18 protein-coding genes and 1 pseudogene are annotated in these 18279 nt (G+C 72.5%); 7 read left to right on the forward strand and 12 right to left on the reverse strand.

Annotation, left to right across the window (positions count from 1 at the left end; all coding sequences use genetic code 11):
- The 3 genes from Voc01_RS33360 to wrbA form a co-directional block, all read right to left on the reverse strand.
- A partial coding sequence (locus Voc01_RS33360; protein ID WP_239160643.1) for a TerD family protein occupies positions 1–762 on the reverse strand: 762 nt, incomplete at its 3' end.
- A 30-nt stretch (positions 763–792) separates the two neighbouring features.
- On the reverse strand, positions 793–2133 hold the full coding sequence (locus tag Voc01_RS33365) for an MFS transporter (RefSeq protein ID WP_239160644.1): 1341 nt from the start codon (positions 2131–2133) through the stop codon (positions 793–795).
- Entirely contained in the window at positions 2130–2732 is a 603-nt protein-coding gene (wrbA, locus tag Voc01_RS33370; protein WP_203931620.1) for an NAD(P)H:quinone oxidoreductase, read from the reverse strand. The genes Voc01_RS33365 and wrbA overlap by 4 nt, the downstream gene beginning before the upstream one ends.
- 74 nt (positions 2733–2806) lie before the next feature.
- Here wrbA and Voc01_RS33375 point away from each other — a divergent pair, with 74 nt between their 5' ends.
- Together Voc01_RS33375 and Voc01_RS33380 are read left to right on the forward strand one after the other, a co-directional pair.
- A complete protein-coding gene (locus Voc01_RS33375) occupies positions 2807–3253 on the forward strand; it encodes a MarR family winged helix-turn-helix transcriptional regulator (RefSeq protein WP_203931621.1) in 447 nt (148 codons plus the stop codon).
- 17 nt (positions 3254–3270) lie between these two features.
- Positions 3271–3492: a maltose acetyltransferase domain-containing protein gene (locus tag Voc01_RS33380; protein ID WP_203931622.1), complete on the forward strand. Its 222-nt coding sequence runs from the start codon at positions 3271–3273 to the stop codon at positions 3490–3492.
- Between the two features lie 72 nt (positions 3493–3564).
- Here the strand turns inward: Voc01_RS33380 and Voc01_RS33385 are convergent, their stop codons facing one another.
- Positions 3565–4125: a DUF305 domain-containing protein gene (locus Voc01_RS33385; RefSeq protein WP_203931623.1), complete on the reverse strand. Its 561-nt coding sequence runs from the start codon at positions 4123–4125 to the stop codon at positions 3565–3567.
- Entirely contained in the window at positions 4122–5408 is a 1287-nt protein-coding gene (locus Voc01_RS54465; protein WP_203931624.1) for a DUF1996 domain-containing protein, read from the reverse strand. The genes Voc01_RS33385 and Voc01_RS54465 overlap by 4 nt, the downstream gene beginning before the upstream one ends.
- A gap of 121 nt (positions 5409–5529) precedes the next feature.
- Between Voc01_RS54465 and Voc01_RS33395 the strand changes: the two genes are divergently transcribed.
- The gene (locus Voc01_RS33395) at positions 5530–6567 is read left to right on the forward strand and encodes a DUF4034 domain-containing protein (RefSeq protein WP_203931625.1); all 1038 of its coding nucleotides are present in this window, start codon (positions 5530–5532) and stop codon (positions 6565–6567) included.
- A gap of 4 nt (positions 6568–6571) precedes the next feature.
- Here the strand turns inward: Voc01_RS33395 and Voc01_RS33400 are convergent, their stop codons facing one another.
- On the reverse strand, positions 6572–7825 hold the full coding sequence (locus Voc01_RS33400) for a signal peptidase I (RefSeq protein WP_203931626.1): 1254 nt from the start codon (positions 7823–7825) through the stop codon (positions 6572–6574).
- Positions 7825–8439, reverse strand: a complete 615-nt coding sequence (locus Voc01_RS33405; RefSeq protein ID WP_203931627.1) for a hypothetical protein — start codon at positions 8437–8439, stop codon at positions 7825–7827. The genes Voc01_RS33400 and Voc01_RS33405 overlap by 1 nt, the downstream gene beginning before the upstream one ends.
- Positions 8440–8901: 462 nt before the next feature.
- Here Voc01_RS33405 and Voc01_RS33410 point away from each other — a divergent pair, with 462 nt between their 5' ends.
- On the forward strand, positions 8902–9369 hold the full coding sequence (locus Voc01_RS33410) for a hypothetical protein (RefSeq protein ID WP_203931628.1): 468 nt from the start codon (positions 8902–8904) through the stop codon (positions 9367–9369).
- Between the two features lie 52 nt (positions 9370–9421).
- Here the strand turns inward: Voc01_RS33410 and Voc01_RS33415 are convergent, their stop codons facing one another.
- From Voc01_RS33415 to Voc01_RS53380, 5 genes and pseudogenes are all read right to left on the reverse strand, one after another.
- Positions 9422–10510: a lytic polysaccharide monooxygenase auxiliary activity family 9 protein gene (locus Voc01_RS33415; protein WP_203931629.1), complete on the reverse strand. Its 1089-nt coding sequence runs from the start codon at positions 10508–10510 to the stop codon at positions 9422–9424.
- Positions 10511–10697: 187 nt separating this feature from the next.
- A complete protein-coding gene (locus Voc01_RS33420; protein ID WP_203931630.1) occupies positions 10698–14375 on the reverse strand; it encodes a S8 family serine peptidase in 3678 nt (1225 codons plus the stop codon).
- A gap of 78 nt (positions 14376–14453) precedes the next feature.
- Complete coding sequence (locus Voc01_RS53370; RefSeq protein ID WP_239160645.1) at positions 14454–14663, reverse strand: AbfB domain-containing protein; 210 nt, start codon at positions 14661–14663, stop codon at positions 14454–14456.
- 31 nt (positions 14664–14694) lie between these two features.
- Positions 14695–14763: pseudogene (locus Voc01_RS54215) on the reverse strand (hypothetical protein); the annotation flags it as partial.
- Positions 14764–15004: 241 nt separating this feature from the next.
- On the reverse strand, positions 15005–15712 hold the full coding sequence (locus tag Voc01_RS53380; RefSeq protein WP_239160647.1) for a glycoside hydrolase family protein: 708 nt from the start codon (positions 15710–15712) through the stop codon (positions 15005–15007).
- 93 nt (positions 15713–15805) lie between these two features.
- On the opposite strand from Voc01_RS53380, the gene Voc01_RS33430 reads away from it, so the two are divergent.
- From Voc01_RS33430 to Voc01_RS33440, 3 genes are all read left to right on the forward strand, one after another.
- Positions 15806–16606 carry a hypothetical protein gene (locus Voc01_RS33430; protein ID WP_203931631.1) on the forward strand — a complete coding sequence of 267 codons (801 nt, stop codon included), beginning with the start codon at positions 15806–15808 and terminating at the stop codon, positions 16604–16606.
- Between the two features lie 114 nt (positions 16607–16720).
- A complete protein-coding gene (locus Voc01_RS33435) occupies positions 16721–17149 on the forward strand; it encodes a tetratricopeptide repeat protein (protein ID WP_203931632.1) in 429 nt (142 codons plus the stop codon).
- A gap of 65 nt (positions 17150–17214) precedes the next feature.
- Positions 17215–18231: a UDP-N-acetylmuramate dehydrogenase gene (locus Voc01_RS33440; protein ID WP_239160648.1), complete on the forward strand. Its 1017-nt coding sequence runs from the start codon at positions 17215–17217 to the stop codon at positions 18229–18231.
- The last annotated feature ends 48 nt before the right edge of the window (positions 18232–18279 follow it).

Consider the following 18279-nt stretch of genomic DNA (forward strand, 5'->3'; position numbering starts at 1 on the left):
GGGCGGAGCAGAGGGCGGCGCCGGCGGAGCAGAGGGCGGCGCCGGCGGCGCAGAGGGCGGCGCCGGCGGCGCAGAGGGCGGCGCCGGCGGCGCAACGGGCGGTGCCACCGGTGGCGCGGCGGGCGGTACCGGTGCCAGTGGCGTGGGCCGCGCGGGTGGCTGAAGCGCTGGCGGCGTGGGTGCCGGTGGAGCTGCGGGTGGCTGTGGCGCTGCGGGCGCCGGTGCTGCCGGGGCCGGGTCGTCGTCGACGGAGATGCCGAAGTTGCGGGCCAGACCGGCCAGGCCGGAGTCGTAGCCCTGGCCGACGGCGCGGAACTTCCAGGCGTCGTTGCGTTTGTACAGCTCGCCCAGGATGAACGCGGTCTCGGTGGTGGCGCCCGGGCTGTCGAAGCGGGCCACCTCGGCGCCGGTGACCGCGTCGAGCACGGTAATGCAGAGCCCCGGAACCTTGCCGAAGACGCCGCCGTCGGCGGAGGCGACGAGCGCCACCCTCTCGACCGGGGGCTCCATGGCCGCCAGGTCGACCAGGAGCGTGTCGGTGACCGTGCCGCCCTCGGCGCGCTTGCCCTCGTGCCGCACCGCCCCGGCGGGATGCTGGGGCTGGTTGTAGAACACGAAGTCCAGATCGTTGCGGACCCGGCCGCCGACGAGCAGGAGCGCCGAACCGTCGACGTCGGGGATGCCGGCGCCCGACCGCCAACTCAGCACGACCCGCACCGACCGGGCCGGAACCACGGTATTGGCGCCCTTGACCATCGACATGTGAATCCCCCGTTCGCGGTCGCGCCCACCCTACCCGGAGAAACCCTCGCCGCGGCGGCCCGGCAACAGCACGCTGGCCGCCGCGAGGGCGACACCGATCCCGGCCGCGACCAGGAAGACCCGGCCGTACGACGAACCGCCTGCGACCGCCGTCAGCACGGCGAGACCGACCGAGCCGCCCACCTGGCTCGCCGTGCTGGCCAGGCCGCCGACCGTACCCGCGTCGCCGCCGGCGGCATCGGCGGTGGCCGCCGCCATCAGGCTGGGGAAGACGAGGCCGATGCCGGCCGCCACCAGCAGCGTCGGCCCGAGCACGCCGGTGAGGTAGCCGCCGCTGCCGGCGGCCAGCCACCCGAAACCGGCGACGAAACCCACGCAGCCGGCCAGGATCCGGCCACGCACACCGGTTCGCGGCAAGAGCGCCGCCGCCGCCCGCGCGGTCACCACGAACATCACCGCCGCGGGCGTCTGGCCGAGACCGGCGCGCAGCGCGCTGTAACCGAACACGTTCTGCAGCAGCAGCGACGTGAAGTACCACATCGCGATCGCGATCGCGCCGAAGAGCAACAGCATCGCGTTGCCCACCGCCACGCCACGGATCCTGAACAACCGCAACGGAACCATGGGACGCGCGGCGCGCGCCTCCAGCGCCACGAAAGCCACGATCAGCAGCAGACCCACGACGACCGCCCCGCCGTGTCCGGCGCTCACCCCGTAGACGAACGAGGCCAACCCCGCCGTACCGGTGGCCGCACCGGCGACGTCGAGCGGCTCCCGCCGCCGGCTTCCGGTGCGGGACAACGCGATCAGGGCCACGGCCACCAGTGCGGCGCCGATGGGCACGTTGACGAGAAAGATCCACCGCCATGAGAGTCCCGTGGTGAGAGCGCCACCGGCGACGGCGCCGGCCATCCCGCCCACGCCGCCCGACGCGGACCAGGCGCCGAACGCCCGCGCCCGGTCGGGTCCCTCGGCGAACCCGACGCTGATGACCGCCACCGTGGCCGGCGCCAGCATGGCGGCGCCCAGTCCCTGGACGAGGCGGGCCGCCACCAGGATCTCCGGGCCGGTCGCGAGGCCAGCGGCGAGGCTCGACGCGGAGAACACGACGAGACCGGCGACGAGCATCCGCCGGTGGCCGAACAGATCCGCGGCCCGCCCGCCGAGCAGCATGAAACCGGCGAACGTGAGCAGGTAGCCGTTCACCACCCACGACAGGCCGGCCGGCGAGAAGCCGAGGTCGCGCCGGATCGACGGCAGGGCCACGTTCACGATCGACGCGTCGAGGATCACCATGAACTGGCAGGCGCACACCAGCGCCAGCACCAGCCACCCGGTGGACCGCCGGGTGCCGGCCAGCCCGGCGCTCACGCGCTGCCGACCGTCTCGCGAGCGGAGGCCGCGCTGTGCCGGTCCCCGCGAAGTTTCATGGTGATCAGAGCGAGTCGCCGTCCCTGGAACCGCGCCGCTGCGAGGGCGGCGTCGTCGGGACCGGTGCCGCGCGGGCCGGTGACGAACGACGTGCCGTAGGGGTTGCCGCCCGCGGCCGACACGGCCGGATCGGTGTATCCCGGCGGGACGATCAGCGCGCCCCAGTGGTAGAAGACGTTGCCCAGCGCCAGAATCGTGGCCTCGTTGCCGCCGTGGCGGTTGAACGCGGCGGTGAACGCGGTCGCCGGCTTGTCGGCCAGCGCGCCCTCGCGCCACAGTCCGGCGGTGTCGTCGATGAACCGCTTGAGCGGCGCGGCCGGCGTGCCGAACCGGGTGGGCGTGCCGAACGCGAACGCGTCGGCCCACACCAGGTCGTCGAGAGTGGCGACGGGCCCATCCGTGTCCGCGGGTGGAAGGTCGGTGACCCGGCGCAGCCGCACCTCGGCACCGGCCGCGACGGCACCGTCGGCGACGGCCTCCGCGAGCGCGTGCACGGTTCCGGTGGCGCTGTAGTAGATGACGGCGACGTTGATGGTCATGGACGCTCCCCGCGCGGTAGGATTAGTTACGCGCATAATGTTATGCGCATAACTATCTTGTCAAGGGAGCTGCCGTGGACTTCGCGCACGCCGACGCCATCAACCAGGCCATCCGCCTGCTCAGCCTGCGTCACCGGGCGCGTGCCGCGGCCCTGCTGGCGCCGCTCGGGCTGCATCCCGGCCAGGAGGCGCTGCTGCTGGAGCTCGCCCGCACCGGTCCGATGATCCAGGCGCAGCTCAGCGAGGCGCTCGGGTGCGAACCGCCCAGCGTCACGCTCATGACGCGCAAACTCGAGGCCACCGGCCACATCCGGCGCGAGCCCGCACCCTTCGACAAGCGGGCCAGCGTCGTCGAGCTCACCGACAGCGGCCGCGACCTGGCCGACCGGGTCAGGCGCGTGTGGCGTGACCTCGCGGAGGAGACCGTCGCAGGCCTGCCCGACGAGACCGTGGCCGGCCTGCCCGACGTCCTCAACGCCCTGACCGCGAACGTCGACACCCGCAGCCGACCACGGCGCTGATCTTTACGCTCGTACGCATGGAGAACGACGGGCGGTCGATGCGTGAGCGGATGCTCGCCGGCGACCCGTACCTCGCCGACGATCCCGAGCTGGGCGAGCTGCACCTCCGCGCGATGGACCTCGTGGCGGCGTACAACCCGTGCTCGGCGCGGGACCCGCGGGAGCAGCGCCGCCGGGCGGCGGCGCTGGGCCGCGTCGGGCGGCTTCGCCGGGCACACAGGAACATCATCTTCGCGTGATGATGTTCGTTTGTGCCCGGTCGCTGTAGCGGAGCCCGGGATGGGGCACCGAGCGGCCGACCCCGAACGCGTTCAGAGCTGTGCCACGTCGGCCCGTCGGGTCCGCTCGATGCGCCGCGCCAGCTCCTTCGTCGCCGGATCGGTGCCGCTCAGCTGCTCGGACGCCGACAGCCGCGCGCCCTGTTCCAGATGTTCGCGCAGGCATACCCGTACCGCGGCGTCGAACGCGGGGCCCCGCAGGGCCTCGATGCGGGCCAGGTCGGCCGGGGTGACGATGCCGGGCAGCTCGTGACCGGCGTGCTCGTTGGTCAGCGGCACCTGCCCACGCCCGGCGCGGCCCAGCATGTCGACGAGCTCGCCGCGGTGGGTGCCGGCCAGCGCCGTGACGAACGTGGACAGCACCGGGTCGGACAGCCGCGGCCCGGCCCGGTCGAGGAGCACCAGCGTGCTCTCGTTCATCGCGATCATCAGTCCGAGCCAGGCGGCGTCGGTGCCGCGCAGCGGCGAAGCGGGCGTCCCGGTCACCTCGACGAGCGCACGCGACGGCCGTCCACTATGGACGGCCGGCACCACGACGGCCGCCGTGGCCGCGATCAACGCGGCCACGGCGATCATCAGACGGGGTCGACTCACGGCCATCCGTTGGCGCCGCACTTGATGACGGGACGGATGCAGTTCTGCACCCGGCGCAGCATCTCGGCCTCGGGCCAGGCGTTGAAGAAGTCGCCGTGCATGGTGTAGCCGGCGCCCGACGCGAGCCGGAACCTGCCGGCCGGGTTGCCGTTCGCGGGGTAGCGCAGCACCTGGCGGAGCTTCGGCACCGCCACCGGATGCGTCGACGGGCAGGCGCCGCCGACCGGGTACGCCATGTGGCTCTTGTGGTCGGCCGAGTCGAGGTCGCGGCCGTTCCAGCACTGCGGGAAGTCCAGATAGGACTCGATCATGCTGCCCGCCGGACAGGTGAGGAAGTCCTTCGACGCGCCGGCCTCGTTGTGGTGCAGGCACGACCACCTCGCGATGGACTCGTTCGGGCTGGTGGCACGCGCGTTGCCGGCGACGATGCGCAGCCCCAGCGGCAGCGGCTGGATGTTCGCGATGATGTCGTCGCGCACGCCCTCACCGAGGTAGTAGAAGGTGACGATCGTCGGCTCGACCGGCTGGTCGTTGACGTAGAACGTCGGTACCCAGTACGACGAGACGTCCACCGACGGGTTGCAGTTCGTGGCGCCCACCTGGAGGTCGGCCAGTTCGGTGTGGGCGTCGGTGACCCGGCTGCCGAAGAAGCTGTGCATGTGCGAGGCACCGGGCAGGCCCGGGTAGATGATCGGGTCGTCAGGCAGCCGGTGGCTGAACGGGCAGTCGGCGAGGAACTCCGACACCCGCACGATCGGGCCGCTGGGCGGTGGTGGCTGGGTTCCGGTGGACGCGCCGTACACCTGGAACTCCCACAGCGAGTAGCCGTACTGCGTGGCCCGCTGCGTGCCGTGCACCCGCACGTAGCGGCCGCTGCCGGAGACCGCGAGATCCTGCACGCCACCGGCGCCGTTCGTGGTGGTGTGCACGGTCGTCCAGGAGCTGCCGTTGGCGGAGGTCTGGACCGTGAAGGCGCGGGCGTACGCGGCCTCCCACCGCAGCACCACCCGGCTGATCGTGGTGGACGAACCGAGGTCGACCTGCAGCCATTGCGGGTCGGCGAAGGCACTCGCCCAGCGGGTGCCGGTGTTGCCGTCGACGGCGGCGGAGGCGGGCGTGCCGCCGTTCTCGGTCGACGAGGCGGTGACGGGCCGGCCCTGCGAGATCAGCGGGTCGGCGGCGGACACCGGGGCGGCGGTGGCCGTGAGGAACGTGCCGAGCAGAACGAGGAGGCCGATGGACGTGGAGACCGCGCGCAGCGGTGTGGGTCGGGTGCGATGCATGGGGGTGACCCTTCGGCGGATTCTGGGAGAGCGCTCTCTCCCACCTCCCAGGGTAGGGACGAAGCGACGTATGTCAATGTCGACCCACGCGGCGCCCGCCGGACCGCTAGGGTTTTCGATCATGAGACTGTTTGGGCCCCGGATTCCCGACATCCCGCTGGACGACCACCTCGCCCAGGACAACCACCGGCTCCGGGCGGTCTGGAACGCGGTGAAGGGCGGCGACTGGCGACCCGCCCGCGACCTGATGGCCGACACCAGAACCGACTTCGACCTCCGGGCGAAGTACGTGTGGGTGCTCGGCGAGGCCTCGGCCACCACGACGTGGGCCGGCCCGCGCGTCGACGTGCCATTCCCCGTCGACACCACCGCCTCGTGGGCCGACCGGTGGGCGGCCGCCGAGCCCGACAACCCCGACGCGATCGTGGTGCGGGCCCGGTCGCTCGTCATGCGCGGCTGGGAGGTGCGCGGCAGTGGCTGGGCGTCGACGGTCGGCGCCGACTCCTTCGAGGAGTTCCACCGCCTGCTGGTGATGAGCTTCCCGCTGTGCGACGAGGCCGCCAAGCTCTTCCCCGAGGACCCGAGCCCGTGGGTCACCCGCCTGCTCCTGGCCTCTCCCCTCAGCTTCGACTCCGAGCTGATGGAGGAGACGTGGGACGAGATCGTCGCCCGCGACCCGCACCACCGCGAGGCCCACAACCTCAAGCTGATGTACCTGTGCCAGAAGTGGAGCGGCTCGCACGAGGCCATGTTCGGGTTCGCCCGGGCCGCCGCCGCGTCGGCACCGCACGGCTCGCCGCTGCACATCCTGCCCGTGCAGGCCAACGCCGAATGGGCGCTGTGGGAGGAGGACCGCGCCGGGTCGGAGGCGCGGGTCAGGCACGTGTGGAAGTCCGACCCGCGGTTCCACGCCGAGCTCGACGCCGCGTTGAACAAGTGGTTCCGCGCCAACCCCGAGCGGCACGCGATGTGGTACCACGACCTGAACTTCCTGGCGTACGGGTTGACCCGCGCCGGCCGGTACGCCGACGCGAAGCCGGTGTTCGAGGCGATCGGCCCGTACTACGAGCAGATCCCGTGGGGCTGGGCGACCACGCGCTTCGCCGACACCGACCGCGTGTTCCTCAACGCCCGCAGGAAGGCGTTGAGCACCGGGTGACGCGCTACTGCGCCAACGCGTAGAGGTCGGCGATCTCCGACGCCGCCAGGGCGCGGGCGAAGATCGCGACCTCGTCGATGTCGCCGACCATCGAGTCGGAGGCGATGTAGCCCAGCGTCGCGGCCGTCGAGGTCGACACCGGGGTGCCGGGCGCGGCGAGGCCGTCGACCGAGATCCCGTCGATGTACAGGCGCAGGTTCACGGTGTCCCAGATCATCGCGACCATGTGCCAGTTGGCGTCGTTGGTCATCGCCCTGATCGCGGTGTAGCGGCCGTTGTTCGTGTCGACGAGCGCCCGGATCGCCTTGCCGGTGTTGTCCCACGCGAGCATGTAGTTCAGCGTGCCGACCGCGCCGCCGTACTTCGCGACGATCCGGCCGTTCGTCGTCTGCGGCCAGGCCAGCGACCGCTCCCACGCGATCACGGTGAACGCGGTGGTCATCGTGAGCGCGGACCCGGTCGGCGCCTGGCAGCGGGCCGCGGCGACGGGCAGCCGGGTGGCGGTGTCGGTGTCCTTCACGACCGCGCCGGTGTAGCCGGCTCCGGCGCCGGTGCACGTCAACGGCGCGACGCCCATCTGGTCGGCCCGGGTGGTGCCGCTCGACTCGCCCAGCCGCCAGTAGCTCACCGGTCCGGCGGTGAGCACCGCCTGCGGGTAGAAGCGCGACCGCGTCGCCGCGGTCAGCGCGGTGGAGGTCGTCCCGGCGAAGGCCGCGTACGTCGGTGCCACCACGCTGCCACTCAGAGAGGTGACCGCGGCCAGCGCGGCCACGGCCGCCCGCACCCCGGCGCGGCGCCGGTGGCGCACGACCACGACGGCCAGCCAGCCGAGGCCGCCCAGGAACACCACCGCCACCGGGACGGCCCGCAGCGTCAGGCCCGGCCAACCGAGCAGGGGCACCAGCACGCGGGCCCGGCCGAGCACGTCGTCGGGGCGCACGGGCTGCGGGTCGGTCTGGTGGTTGGCGTCGCCCTTGGTGAGGTAGCCGGTCGTGGCATCGCCGCCGACCAGGCGGTGGGTCACCGGGTCCGAGCCGGGGCGGCGGTAGGTGAGCACGTCGCCGGGCCGGAGCGTGCCCGTCGGCGTCGGATCGATCAGGACGATGTCGCCGCGCCGGGCCGCCGGCGCCATCGAGTCGCTGGTCACCACGAGGGGCTGCCAGCCCCAGAGCAGCGGTGCGAACGTCCACCCGACGAGAACGACCACGACGGCGGCGACAAACGACCCGAACGCGGCCCCGAACGCCCGCGGCGACATCAGCCCCGGGCCTCCCAGGTGAACGTGCCGGAGGCCGACTTGCCCTGCGCGGCGGCGCTGCCCTGCACCGTGATCGTGAACCGGTAGCTGATCGTGGAACCGGTGGTGGCCGGCGTCCACGGGCCGACGCCGTTGGCGTACCCACCGGCGGTCGCCGTGGAGAAGCTGTCGAGGGTGCCGCTGAAGAACCCGGCCGAGGAGACCGCGAAGCCGGTGCAGCTGCCCGAGCCGCCGCCACCGGCACCCTGGTCGATCGTGAGGTTCAGGTACGGGGCGAGGGCGCCGGTGGCGCTGCCGTAGAGCCGCACGCCCACCGGGGTGCTGGTCGACCCGTCGTATTTGACGATGATGCAGCGGGTCAGCACCTGCCCGCCGGTGAGGGTGCCGTCGGTTCCGGAGCTGAAGAGCGCGGTGCCGCCGTCGTCGTCGGAGAGCACGACCGTGCCGGTCGTCCACGAGTTCGACGGGTTGTCGGTGGTCGCCGTGAACAGGGCGTCGGTGGTGCGCAGCACCATCGTCGCGGCCAGCGCCACGCCAGCGACCACCGCGACGACGACCGCCACGGTGCCCGCCTTCATGTTGGCGAGTCCCCCGACCAGCCGCCCCCGAGCCACCGGGCCATTATCCGTCTGGTATGTGCATATTTTTGCGCTTTCTGGAAGTCTGCGTGACGGGACCCGGGAGCTTCGCGGCCCCCGTACAGCGCCGCGCCCAGCGCCGGCGGCACCAGCGCGTCGTCGAGCGGTCCCGGCCCGGCTGCGCGCGGAGGCCCAGTAGGTCGTGGACCGGCCGCGCCGCGCGGTCGCGCTGTTGTCGATGCCTGCGTGGATCTTGCACTTGTGGCCGCCTCTATTTGCGGACATGTCGTGTTTTGAGGGTGGCCACAACTGCAAGATCGGCGGAGAGGGGGTGTTTGTGGCGGCGGGGGTCCGTCCGAGCTGGATGTCGGCTCGCGGCTGAGTGCGCACCCGCGACTCGGGACACGAGGGCGCGTCGGTGGATGCCGTCGCCAGGAAAGTGGGAGGTGGCACCAAAGCGGGATTCCCCGGTCGGCCGTGGCAGCGAGGATTCCAGGCATGTCGTACGCGCCCGTCCTCATCGCACCGCAGTTCACCGTCACGCCGCCGCGGCGATCCGCGCCCGCCAGCGTGCACGGGGTCGCCGTGTTGCAGTACCTCGGTGGCGTGGCCATGGTGGCGGTCGGCGCGTTGTTCGCCTACCTCTGCGTGGTCGCCACCCGCGACAACGCCTCCGCCTCGGAGGAGGACTTCTTCGCACCGGAGACGGTCGCGATCGCGTTCGGCATCGTGGCCGGGGTCGCCACCGTCTGCGGGCTGGTCGGCATCCTGCTCGGGCGCAAGGTCCAGGTCGGTCGCCAGTGGGCGCGCGTCGTCGTGCTGATGCTCTCTGGGATGACCATCGTCAGCGTCGCCGGCTCGATCGCGCTGTACCAGGCGTGGCCGTGGACGGCGGTCTTCACCCTGTACCCGGTGATCGCCATCGCGCTGCTGAACACTCGGTCGGCGCGGGCGTTCTTCCTGTAGCGGAAAAGGGCGCCGACCGGGTGGTCGGCGCCCTTCCCTCAGCCGTGCGTGATCAGCTGGTCGTGCAGGTCACCGACAGCGAGGTGACGTTCGAGCCGCTGCCGAGGAACCCGACCTCGGCCGACCCGTTGGCGGGAATGCTGCCGTTGTACGACTCCGGACTGACCGAGACGCCCGAGCCGCTGGACGTGGCCTTACCGCCCCACGCCTGGGTCAGCGACTGGCCGTTCGGCCAGGTCCAGCTCAGTCTCCAGTTGCTCACCGCGCCCGACGACGACGGCCGGACGATGATCTTGCCCTGGAAGCCGCCGCCCCAGTTGCTGACGCTGGAGTAGGTGGCGGCGCAGCCGCTGCTGTTGCCGGGGTTGCTCGGCGTACCGGGGTCGCTCGGCGTCCCCGGGTCGCTGGGGTTCCCGTTGCCGCCGCCGATGCCGGTGACCTCGCCGTTGCCGCCGTCGAAGGTGACGTCGGAGCAGCCGTAGAAGGTCTCGGTGCTGTCCGAGCGCGACCAGACCGAGTAGATCAGGTGCTTGCCGGACTTGTTGGAGGGCAGGCGCCCGGTCCAGGTGTAGCGGCCGTCGTTGGTGCCCGGGCCGCCGATGGACTCGGGGTTGGTCACCTGGGCGAACGGCGTGGGCTCGAGGTCGCTCCAGGCGAGCGCCCGGGTCGGGCTCCACGAGTCCTTCGTGATGTACAGGTAGAACGTGCCGGGGTGCTTCGCCCAGTTGTTGTAGTCGAAACGGAAGTTCGCGCCGGCGGTCAGGTGGGTCTGCGGCCAGTCGTTGCGGGCCTGGTTGAACCCGGTGAAGTTGTACGGGCCGCCGGTGCCGCCGCTGCAGGCCTGACCGTCGGGGATGAAGCCGCTGGTGCGGCCGGCGCCGTCGGACCGGAGCACGGCGAACCAGTTGTAGAGGCCGGTGACGCCGCTCTGGGCGACGGCCGCGGCGCAGGCGGGGTTGCGGGGGTTGATCGCGCCGGTCGAATCGAGACCGTCACGCCAGCAGAGGTAGGTGCGGCTGCCTGGCGCCATCATCGCGCCGTGTGCCTGCGCGGGGGCCTGGTTCAGCACGACGACGACAAGACCCGTGGCGACGGTGGCCACCGCGGCCGCCGCGATCGCCGTCAGGCGTCTGACTTTCATGGCGGTCCTCTCAGGAAATCCGGGCGGTCGGTGCATGCACGGTGCGCCGTGCGGCCACCGTCGGGAGGACGGGGGCCGGCACGGCGCACAGGCACGGATGCACCGCGACTCCCTTCGGGCGGGGGTTCTGGGAGCGCTCCCATAACCATTGACTGACATCACTGCTGTGTCAAGTACCCGGGGGAAATCAGTCGAGCCCGTAGGCCCGGATCACCGTCTGCTCCAGCCTGTTCCCGGCGGTGTCGACCACCGTCGTGCGGAACGAGGCGTGCCCCGTCCGCGGGTGGTGGACCGACGCCGTCCACCGGTCGCCGGAGCCGCTGACCGCCGCCCGGTGCCAGGTGCGGCCGTCGTCGTAGGAGACGTCGACGGTCACCGTCCGCGCGGCGGTCGAGACGTGTACCGGGACCGTGAACGCGCGCCCGCCCGGTGCGCGGTTGCGGACGTCGACGTCCGGGACCAGGCGGGCGGTCGGCAACGGCAACGGGTTCCCGTTGCCGGCGGCCGACGAGGGGAAGGTCCACGCCGCCGACACCGTCGTCCACCGCGGCCACCAGTCGACCGCGCGGGTGGTCGCGGCGACGAGCCGGTACGTGCCCGGCGCGGGCGGTACCTCGAACCGGGCCCGGTCCGGAACCGGTGCCGTGCCGACGAGCTCACCGTCGCGGTACAGGCTGATCGAGCCGGTGTCGGTGCCGTCGTCGGGGAACGGCACGCGCGGATGCCCGGCCGCGTCGGCGTAGAGGGGCAGCAGGACGTCGATCGCGTCGCGGTCGCGCCAGGCCCAGGGGCGTTCGCCGTCGGGCGTCAGTACGGTTCCGCGGATCCACGGGCCGGCGACGGCCGCGTTCCAGCCGACCCGGTACGTGCGCCGGGCCGCCAGGTCGATCGTCTCCGACAGCGTGTCGCGCGGACCCCCGCTACCGCCGGACATCAGCTGCCACCGGCCGGGGGTGAAGTACTCCACCCGCTCCACGCCCGCCGTCACCGGCACCGACCACCCGTTGCCGAGCTCGGTGCCGAAGAACCCGACGGCCGCGTTGACGTACCGCACCGCGCCGGCCACGTTCTCGTGGTACGCCGTGCGCACCGCGGCGAGGTCGCTGGAGCGTGGCCGGTGCTGCTGCGCGGTGGTCACCCGGCCCTGCACCCCGTACGCGAGCTCGTACCGCAGCGACGACGCCGGCCGGCTGGTGTACCGCACGGTCGTCGGCGCCGCCTTCACGAGTGCCGCGAGCCGCGCCGCCGTCGGGCCCTGGGCCACCAGCGTCGGCAGCGCCGGTCGCGGTTCGTCGTCGCGCGTACGCGCCGTCGTCGCGTCGCCGTTCGAGGGGACCGTGACGAGCGCCAGCCGCGCGCCGGTGGCCCGGATGTTCTCCGCGCGCCGGTACACCTCCTCGCGCGACAGGTCACCGGGCAGCTCCGCGAGCACGACCTTCCCCGTCGCGTCGACGCCGGACAGGTCCGCCGGCGTCGCCCGTCCGCCGTACACCATCGGGAGCGTGGCCTGTTCCGCGGTCGCCGGCGGCCCGTCGAGCCAGCCGGCGGCGACCTCGAACCCGCCGGCACCACCGTCGGCCGGGTCGGCGGCGAGGATCTCGACCGCCGGTTCCAGCGCCCGCAGCGACTGCCCGAACGCGTACGTCGGTGAACCGGTTCCGGGCACCGTCGCCGCGTACACCTCGCTGAACCGCGGGTCGAACAGGGAGAGGACGCTGCTCGTGCAGTCGCAGTCGGCGATGCGGCCCATCAACTGCACCTGGTAGGCCCCGCCCCGCGCGGCCGGGTTGTCGGGGGTCACCGACGCCGGTTTCCCGTCGCGGGCGTCGAAGGTCTGCGCGACGTCGCGGTCGAGCCGCAGTTCCGGGTGGCTGATGAAGCTGACCGACGGCTCCCGGCCGGTCCTGGGCGTCTCGATGATCGTGTGTACGGCGTACCGCCCGGCGGGCAGGCGCGCGGTGCCCGGGGCGCCCCAGTAGAAGAAGCCGCTGTCGTCGAGATCGAAGATCACCACGGTGGGTCGGCCGTCGTCGGGCGGCGCCTGCCCGTCGCGGTTCACCAGCGTCACGGTCAGGTCGTACAGCTCCTCCTCCTGGTGCACCGACAGGGCGGTGCGGGTCAGCGAACCGTCGCCGCCGCGGGCGACGAGCACACCGCCGTACGTGCCGGCCGCACCGTCCACGGCGGACACCGTGAGGTCCACAGTGGACGTTCCACCCGCCGGAACGGTGACCGTCCGGGCCGACAGCGTCAGCGTCCGCGCCGGTGCCGGCGCGCCGTCGCGGCGGGTCAGCGCCGCGTCGAGGGTCAGGGTGACGGGCGCCGCGCCGGAGTTGCGCCAGGTGACCCGCTCCGTCCGGGACGCGCCGGCGGTGGGCCACTTCAGGTACACCGACACGGTTCCCGTGGCGGTGAGCGTCTGCCCGGTGGCCCGTGCGGCGTCGACCCGGCCGGTGCCCACCGCGTAAACCCCCGCGCCGGCGACCTCCGCGGCTGTGCTCACGAGCGCGTCCTTCACCTGCGTCGGCGTCCAGTCCGGGTGCTGCTGCACGACCAGGGCGGCCGCACCCGCCAGGTGCGGGGTCGCCATCGAGGTGCCGTCGAGCCGCTGGTACCCGTCACCGACGGGCTCGCCCAGCGGCGGCACGCCCGCCGGCGCGGCCGCGACGATGCCCTCGCCCGGTGCCGCGATCTCGGGTTTCACGGCACCGTCGCCGGCGCGCGGGCCGCGGTTGGAGAACGGGCTGGGCACGTCGACCTTGCTGACGCTGCCGACCGCCAGTGCCGACGTGGCGGCCGCCGGCGTCGACACCCACCCGTCGGCGCCGTCGTTGCCCGTCGCGGCCACGAACAGCGTGCCGTAGCGGCGGGTCAGGTCGTCGACGGCCGCCGACACCGGGTCGGTGCCGTCGCTGCCGTACGCGCCGAGGCTCAGGTTCACCACGTCGGCGTGCGCCTCCGCCGCGGCCCACTCCAGGCCGGCGATGATGGCGTCGAACGACCCGGACCCGGTGTCGTCGAGCACCTTGCCCACCGCGAGCGACGCGTCCGGTGCCACGCCCCGGTACCGCCCGCCGGACGCGGCGCCCGACCCGGCCACGGTCGACGCGACGTGCGTGCCGTGCCCGTTGCCGTCCTCGACGCTGCCCTTGCCGGAGAAGTCGCGCGACAGGGACACCTTTCCGGCGAGGTCGGGATGGTCGGTGTCGACACCCGTGTCGAGCACCGCGACGGTCACGCCCCGACCCGTGACGCCCTGCGCCCACGCGGCCGGCGCGCCGATCCGGGACACGCTCCCGTCGAGGGTCACGCGTGCCTTGGCGTTGAGCCAGACGCGTTCGACGCCGGCGAGGTCGGCGAGCACCCGACCGGCGGCGGACTTCCGCGCGTCGACCGCGGCCATCCGCGACCCGGGGAGCACACGCCGGACCGCCGCCCCACCGGGCGCCGCGCGGGTGGCCGGAGCGGCGCCGGAGTACCGCACCAGCAACGGCAGCGTCGACGCGCGCGCGTCGTCGTAGCCCTGCCGCACCAGGCCGGTGACGTTGAACAGTTCGAGGTCGAGCCGACCGGCCCGCACGAGCGGCCCGGCGTCGGAGGGCACCACGTACCGGTCGCCGCGCCGGGTGAACTGCTGGAACCGGGCCGGGCGCACGCGGTCCACCGGGTCTACGACGACCGAGGCGCCGACCAGCACGCGGTCACCCGTGATGAGCGTGACCCACGGACCCTGCGCGCCCCGCGACACCCCGGACGGCGGTGCGGCCCCGGCGGTGCCCGGTGGTGCCGCCGCCGTCGCCGACACGGCGACGGCGGCGAACACGGCCACGGCCGTGGCGCGGGCCACGAACCTGCGATTGCGCATCGACTCTCCCCGTACACATCGGTGATGTTCAACCTGTAGTTCACCGACGGATGGGAGAGGGTTCCCGGTTGCCGATCCCTACGAGGTGACGCGGAACGTCGCGTCCTCGCGGTCGGTGGCGGTGCTGACCGGATCGACGCGGAGCACGTAGCCCGAGTGCCGCAGGTACCGGTCGGGGAGGTTGTACGACCGGAACGACGACCACGTCGGGTCGCTGAGGCCGGCGACCTCGTAGTTGACGTGACGCAGGAACCGGCCGGGGAAGTTTGACCGACTCGAACGACACACCGGAGGAACTGGCGAGGCCCGGCACCATCCGCCACAGCTGGTCCTGCCACGGCTCCATCGGGTACGTGTCGATGCGCCCGACGTCGCTGGCGTGCCGCACGAACCGGTCGGGGAAGTTCGACGACTTCAGGCGCACCCAGTTCGGTAGGCCGTACCGGGAGACCAGCGCGTTGTACTCGGTGCCCGCGATGCCCACGATCGAGCCGTGCTTGGCGTTCAGCGGTGGTGTGTAGGCGCGCTGGTTCACCACCGCCCACGAGTTGGCGCCGACGTTCGACGTCGACCACAGGTAGAAGTCGTTGTTCACGGGCGAGAACGAGTCGCCCCACAGCCGCCAGCCGCTACCGGAGTTGTCCTTGACAGCAGCGGCGCCTCGATCGCGTTGCCCTGGCGCAGCCCGCTGGTGTAGGTCGAGTAGCTGTTCGCCGCGCCGGTGCCCGACCGCGCACCGTGGAGCAGGCCGGTGGACAGGTTCTTGTAGTACAGGTAGAACGTCGGGCCGTCGACGACGATGTCGCCGTCGAGCACCGGGAATCCGGGGCTGCGATGCCGTACTGGCCGCGTGCTGCGTCCCAGAACGCCGTCGGCGCCCAGGTGTGCGTGTCCGGCCCGTGCATCCGTACCCGGCGGTAGCCGGTGAAGCTCGTCAGGTTCGTCGAGTCCCACACGTGCAGGTACTGGTTGTTCAGGTTGAAGATCCGGCCCTTGAGGTCGGTTGCCAGAACCACGAACGTGCCGTCCTGCTTGCGCAGGATGAACGGGTCACGCAGGCCGAGCGTGCCGGCGGTCGGGGTGGCGACCGGGTTGTTCTGGTTGAGCGGCGTCCAGTTCAGCCCGTCGGTGCTGACGGCGAGGTGCAGCGCGTAGCTGTCGCCGGACCCGTTCGGCGTCTCCGTGAAGTAGGCGAACGCGTAGGCGGTGTTGGCGGCCGGGGCCGGCAGCGGACCGGCGAGGGTGGCGGCAGTGACTGTGGCGGTGGCTGTGGCTGTGGCGGCGGCTGTGGCGGTGGCGGTGGCGGTCAGCCCCGTGCGGACCAGGAAGGGTGTCAACGAGCACGGAGATGACGATGTGATCGTTAACTAATCTGCCTATCCACCCGGAAAACTCAGGTCGCCGCGGCCCGGGACGATGGAGACAGCACGATGACCACGACGAACCCGCCCACTCTCCACCCGCCGGAGTGGTGGGACGGTCTGCTCCGCGCCTGCGGCCCGTTCGACGACGCCGTCGCGACCGAGCGGTTGGCCGAGCTGATCCTGCCCCGGATCTCCCGCCGGATGGTGCGCCGTGAGGCGGAGCTGGCGATCAACCGGGTCGTCCTCTTCCTGATCAAGCAGACGCCCGACGCGCGGGCCACCGCCCTCAAGGTCACCGAGCGGCTGGAGGCGCTGCTGCTGCGGCGGCACGACGAGGACGACGAGGAGCCGGGTGTGGCCGAGGGCCAGGCGATCTGCCGGCTGCTGCGGCAGCAGTACGGCAGCGCCGCCTCGACGGCCGAGCGCATCGTCGGCATGGACAAGCTGCTGCACGCGATCTTCGCGTCGCTGCGGTCGTCCAGCCTGCACACGGCGTTCACGGTCGAGCTGCTCAAGCGCGGCCAGGAACCCGAGCACGCCGTGCGGGCCGGCCTCGCCCTGGGCACGTACCGCTGGTGGCCCGGCTGGCTGCGGTCGGTGGCCACCGACCTGGCCCTCGCGGGACGGCTGGACACCGCCACCATCACGGCGCTCGACCGGTGCGCGTTCGCCGAGCTGAACCCGATCCAGGCCAAGATGGCCCGCAAGCTCATCGACGGTGACCCGGAGCTGGCCGGGCTGGCCGCGTCGCGGCTCGTCTCGCTGGGCAAGACCGACGCGGCGGCGGCCCTGCTCCGCGGCGACCTGGAGGCGATAGCGATGGCCTCGAAGCTGACGCTGAACGTCGCCGAGTCCCTGGGCGACTGACCCCCGCAGGGGATTTCCCACTATCGGTACCCTTGTGTAGGTCGTGTATGGCGCGCAATGCTCCAATAACCACCACTGATGGCCGGATACTGTCGACCGCCGAGGAGCACCTGCATGCGTCGCCGGACCATGTTCCGCCGTAATGCGGCGCCCGAGCGCACCTCGCCATTGGCCGCCAAACTCGCCCGCCTGCGGTACCGCTACCTGCGCGACCGTCTCGGCGAGTACCACCCGGCCACGCTGGAGGCGCTCCTCGAGGTGGCCCGGGTGCTCGGGAACGACCCGGCGCAGCGCGACAAGGCGATCGACATGTACGTGTCCCTCGCCCGCCGGGTGTGGACCGAAGCCGGCCCCGACGATCCCTGGTACCTGGAGATCGTGCAGGAGGCGGGGGAGGTCGTGTACCTCGCCGGGCAGGTCGACCGCGCCGAGTCGATGTTCCACGAGGTCCTCGACGGGCGGCGGCGGGTCCTCGGCCCGCACCACCCCGACACCCAGGTGACGGAGCGCTCACTCAACCGGGTGGTCGGCTCCCGCGGCTGAGCCGCCCGCCGTCGCAGCTCGGTCGCGGGCATGGGGCGGGTGCCGGCTCGGTAAGCTGTACACCCGTGATCACGACGTTTGCCGACCTCACCACGATGCGGGTCGGCGGTCCCATCCGGCAGCACCATGTGGCCACCACCGTCGCCGAGGCCGTGGAGGTGGTCCGTGACGCCGACAGCCGGCGTGATCCGCTGCTGGTGATCGGCGGCGGCTCGAACCTGGTGGTCGGCGACGTCGGCTGGGACGGCACGGTGCTCCAGATGGCCCAAGCGGAGTTCGACATCGACGGCGACCGGGTCAGAGCCGGCGCCGGGGTCGAGTGGGAGCCGCTGGTCGAGCGGGTGGTGGCCGAGGGCCTCGCCGGCATCGAGGCGCTGTCCGGCATCCCCGGGTCGGTCGGTGGTACCCCGGTGCAGAACGTCGGCGCCTACGGCGCCCTCACGTCCGACGTGCTCGAGTCGGTGTCGGTCCTCGACCGCACCACCGGAGAGATCGAGCGGTGGGGTTCCGAGCGGTGCGGGTTCGGCCGGCACCGCACGTCGGTCTTCAAGCGCAGCGACCGGTGGGTGGTGCTCGAGGTGACCTACCGCCTGCGCCGCGCCGGGCAGTCGGGCCCGATCGAGTTCGACGGGCTCGTGAAAGAGCTGGGCGTCGAGAAGGGCGGCACCGCGTCGCTGGCCGACGTGCGGGCGGCCGTTCTGACGCTGCGCCGGAACCGGAAGATGGTGCTCGACGCCGGGGACCACGACACCTGGAGCGTGGGCTCGTTCTTCCTCAACCCGGTGCTGGCCGAGGTGCCCGACCGGGTCCCCGCCGAGTGCCCCCGCTGGCCCGACGCCACGGGCATCAAGCTCCCCGCGGCATGGCTGATCGAGCAGTCCGGGTTCTCCCGCGGCTACGGTCTCGACTGGGGCAACGGCACGGTCGCGCTGTCGAGCCGGCACACGCTCGCGATCACCAACCGGGGCGGCGCGACCACCGCCGACGTGATGAAGTTCGCCGCGCACCTCCGCGACGGAGTGGCGGCGCGGTTCGGCGTCACCCTCAGCCCGGAGTGCGACCTGGTCAACTGCGCGTTCTGAGGCCGCCCGGCAGCGGCGACCTGACGGGGCCGCCCGCCGACGGTCGTG

Origin of the sequence: Virgisporangium ochraceum (assembly GCF_016863655.1) — a bacterium.
Taxonomy (GTDB): Bacteria; Actinomycetota; Actinomycetes; order Mycobacteriales; family Micromonosporaceae; genus Virgisporangium; species Virgisporangium ochraceum.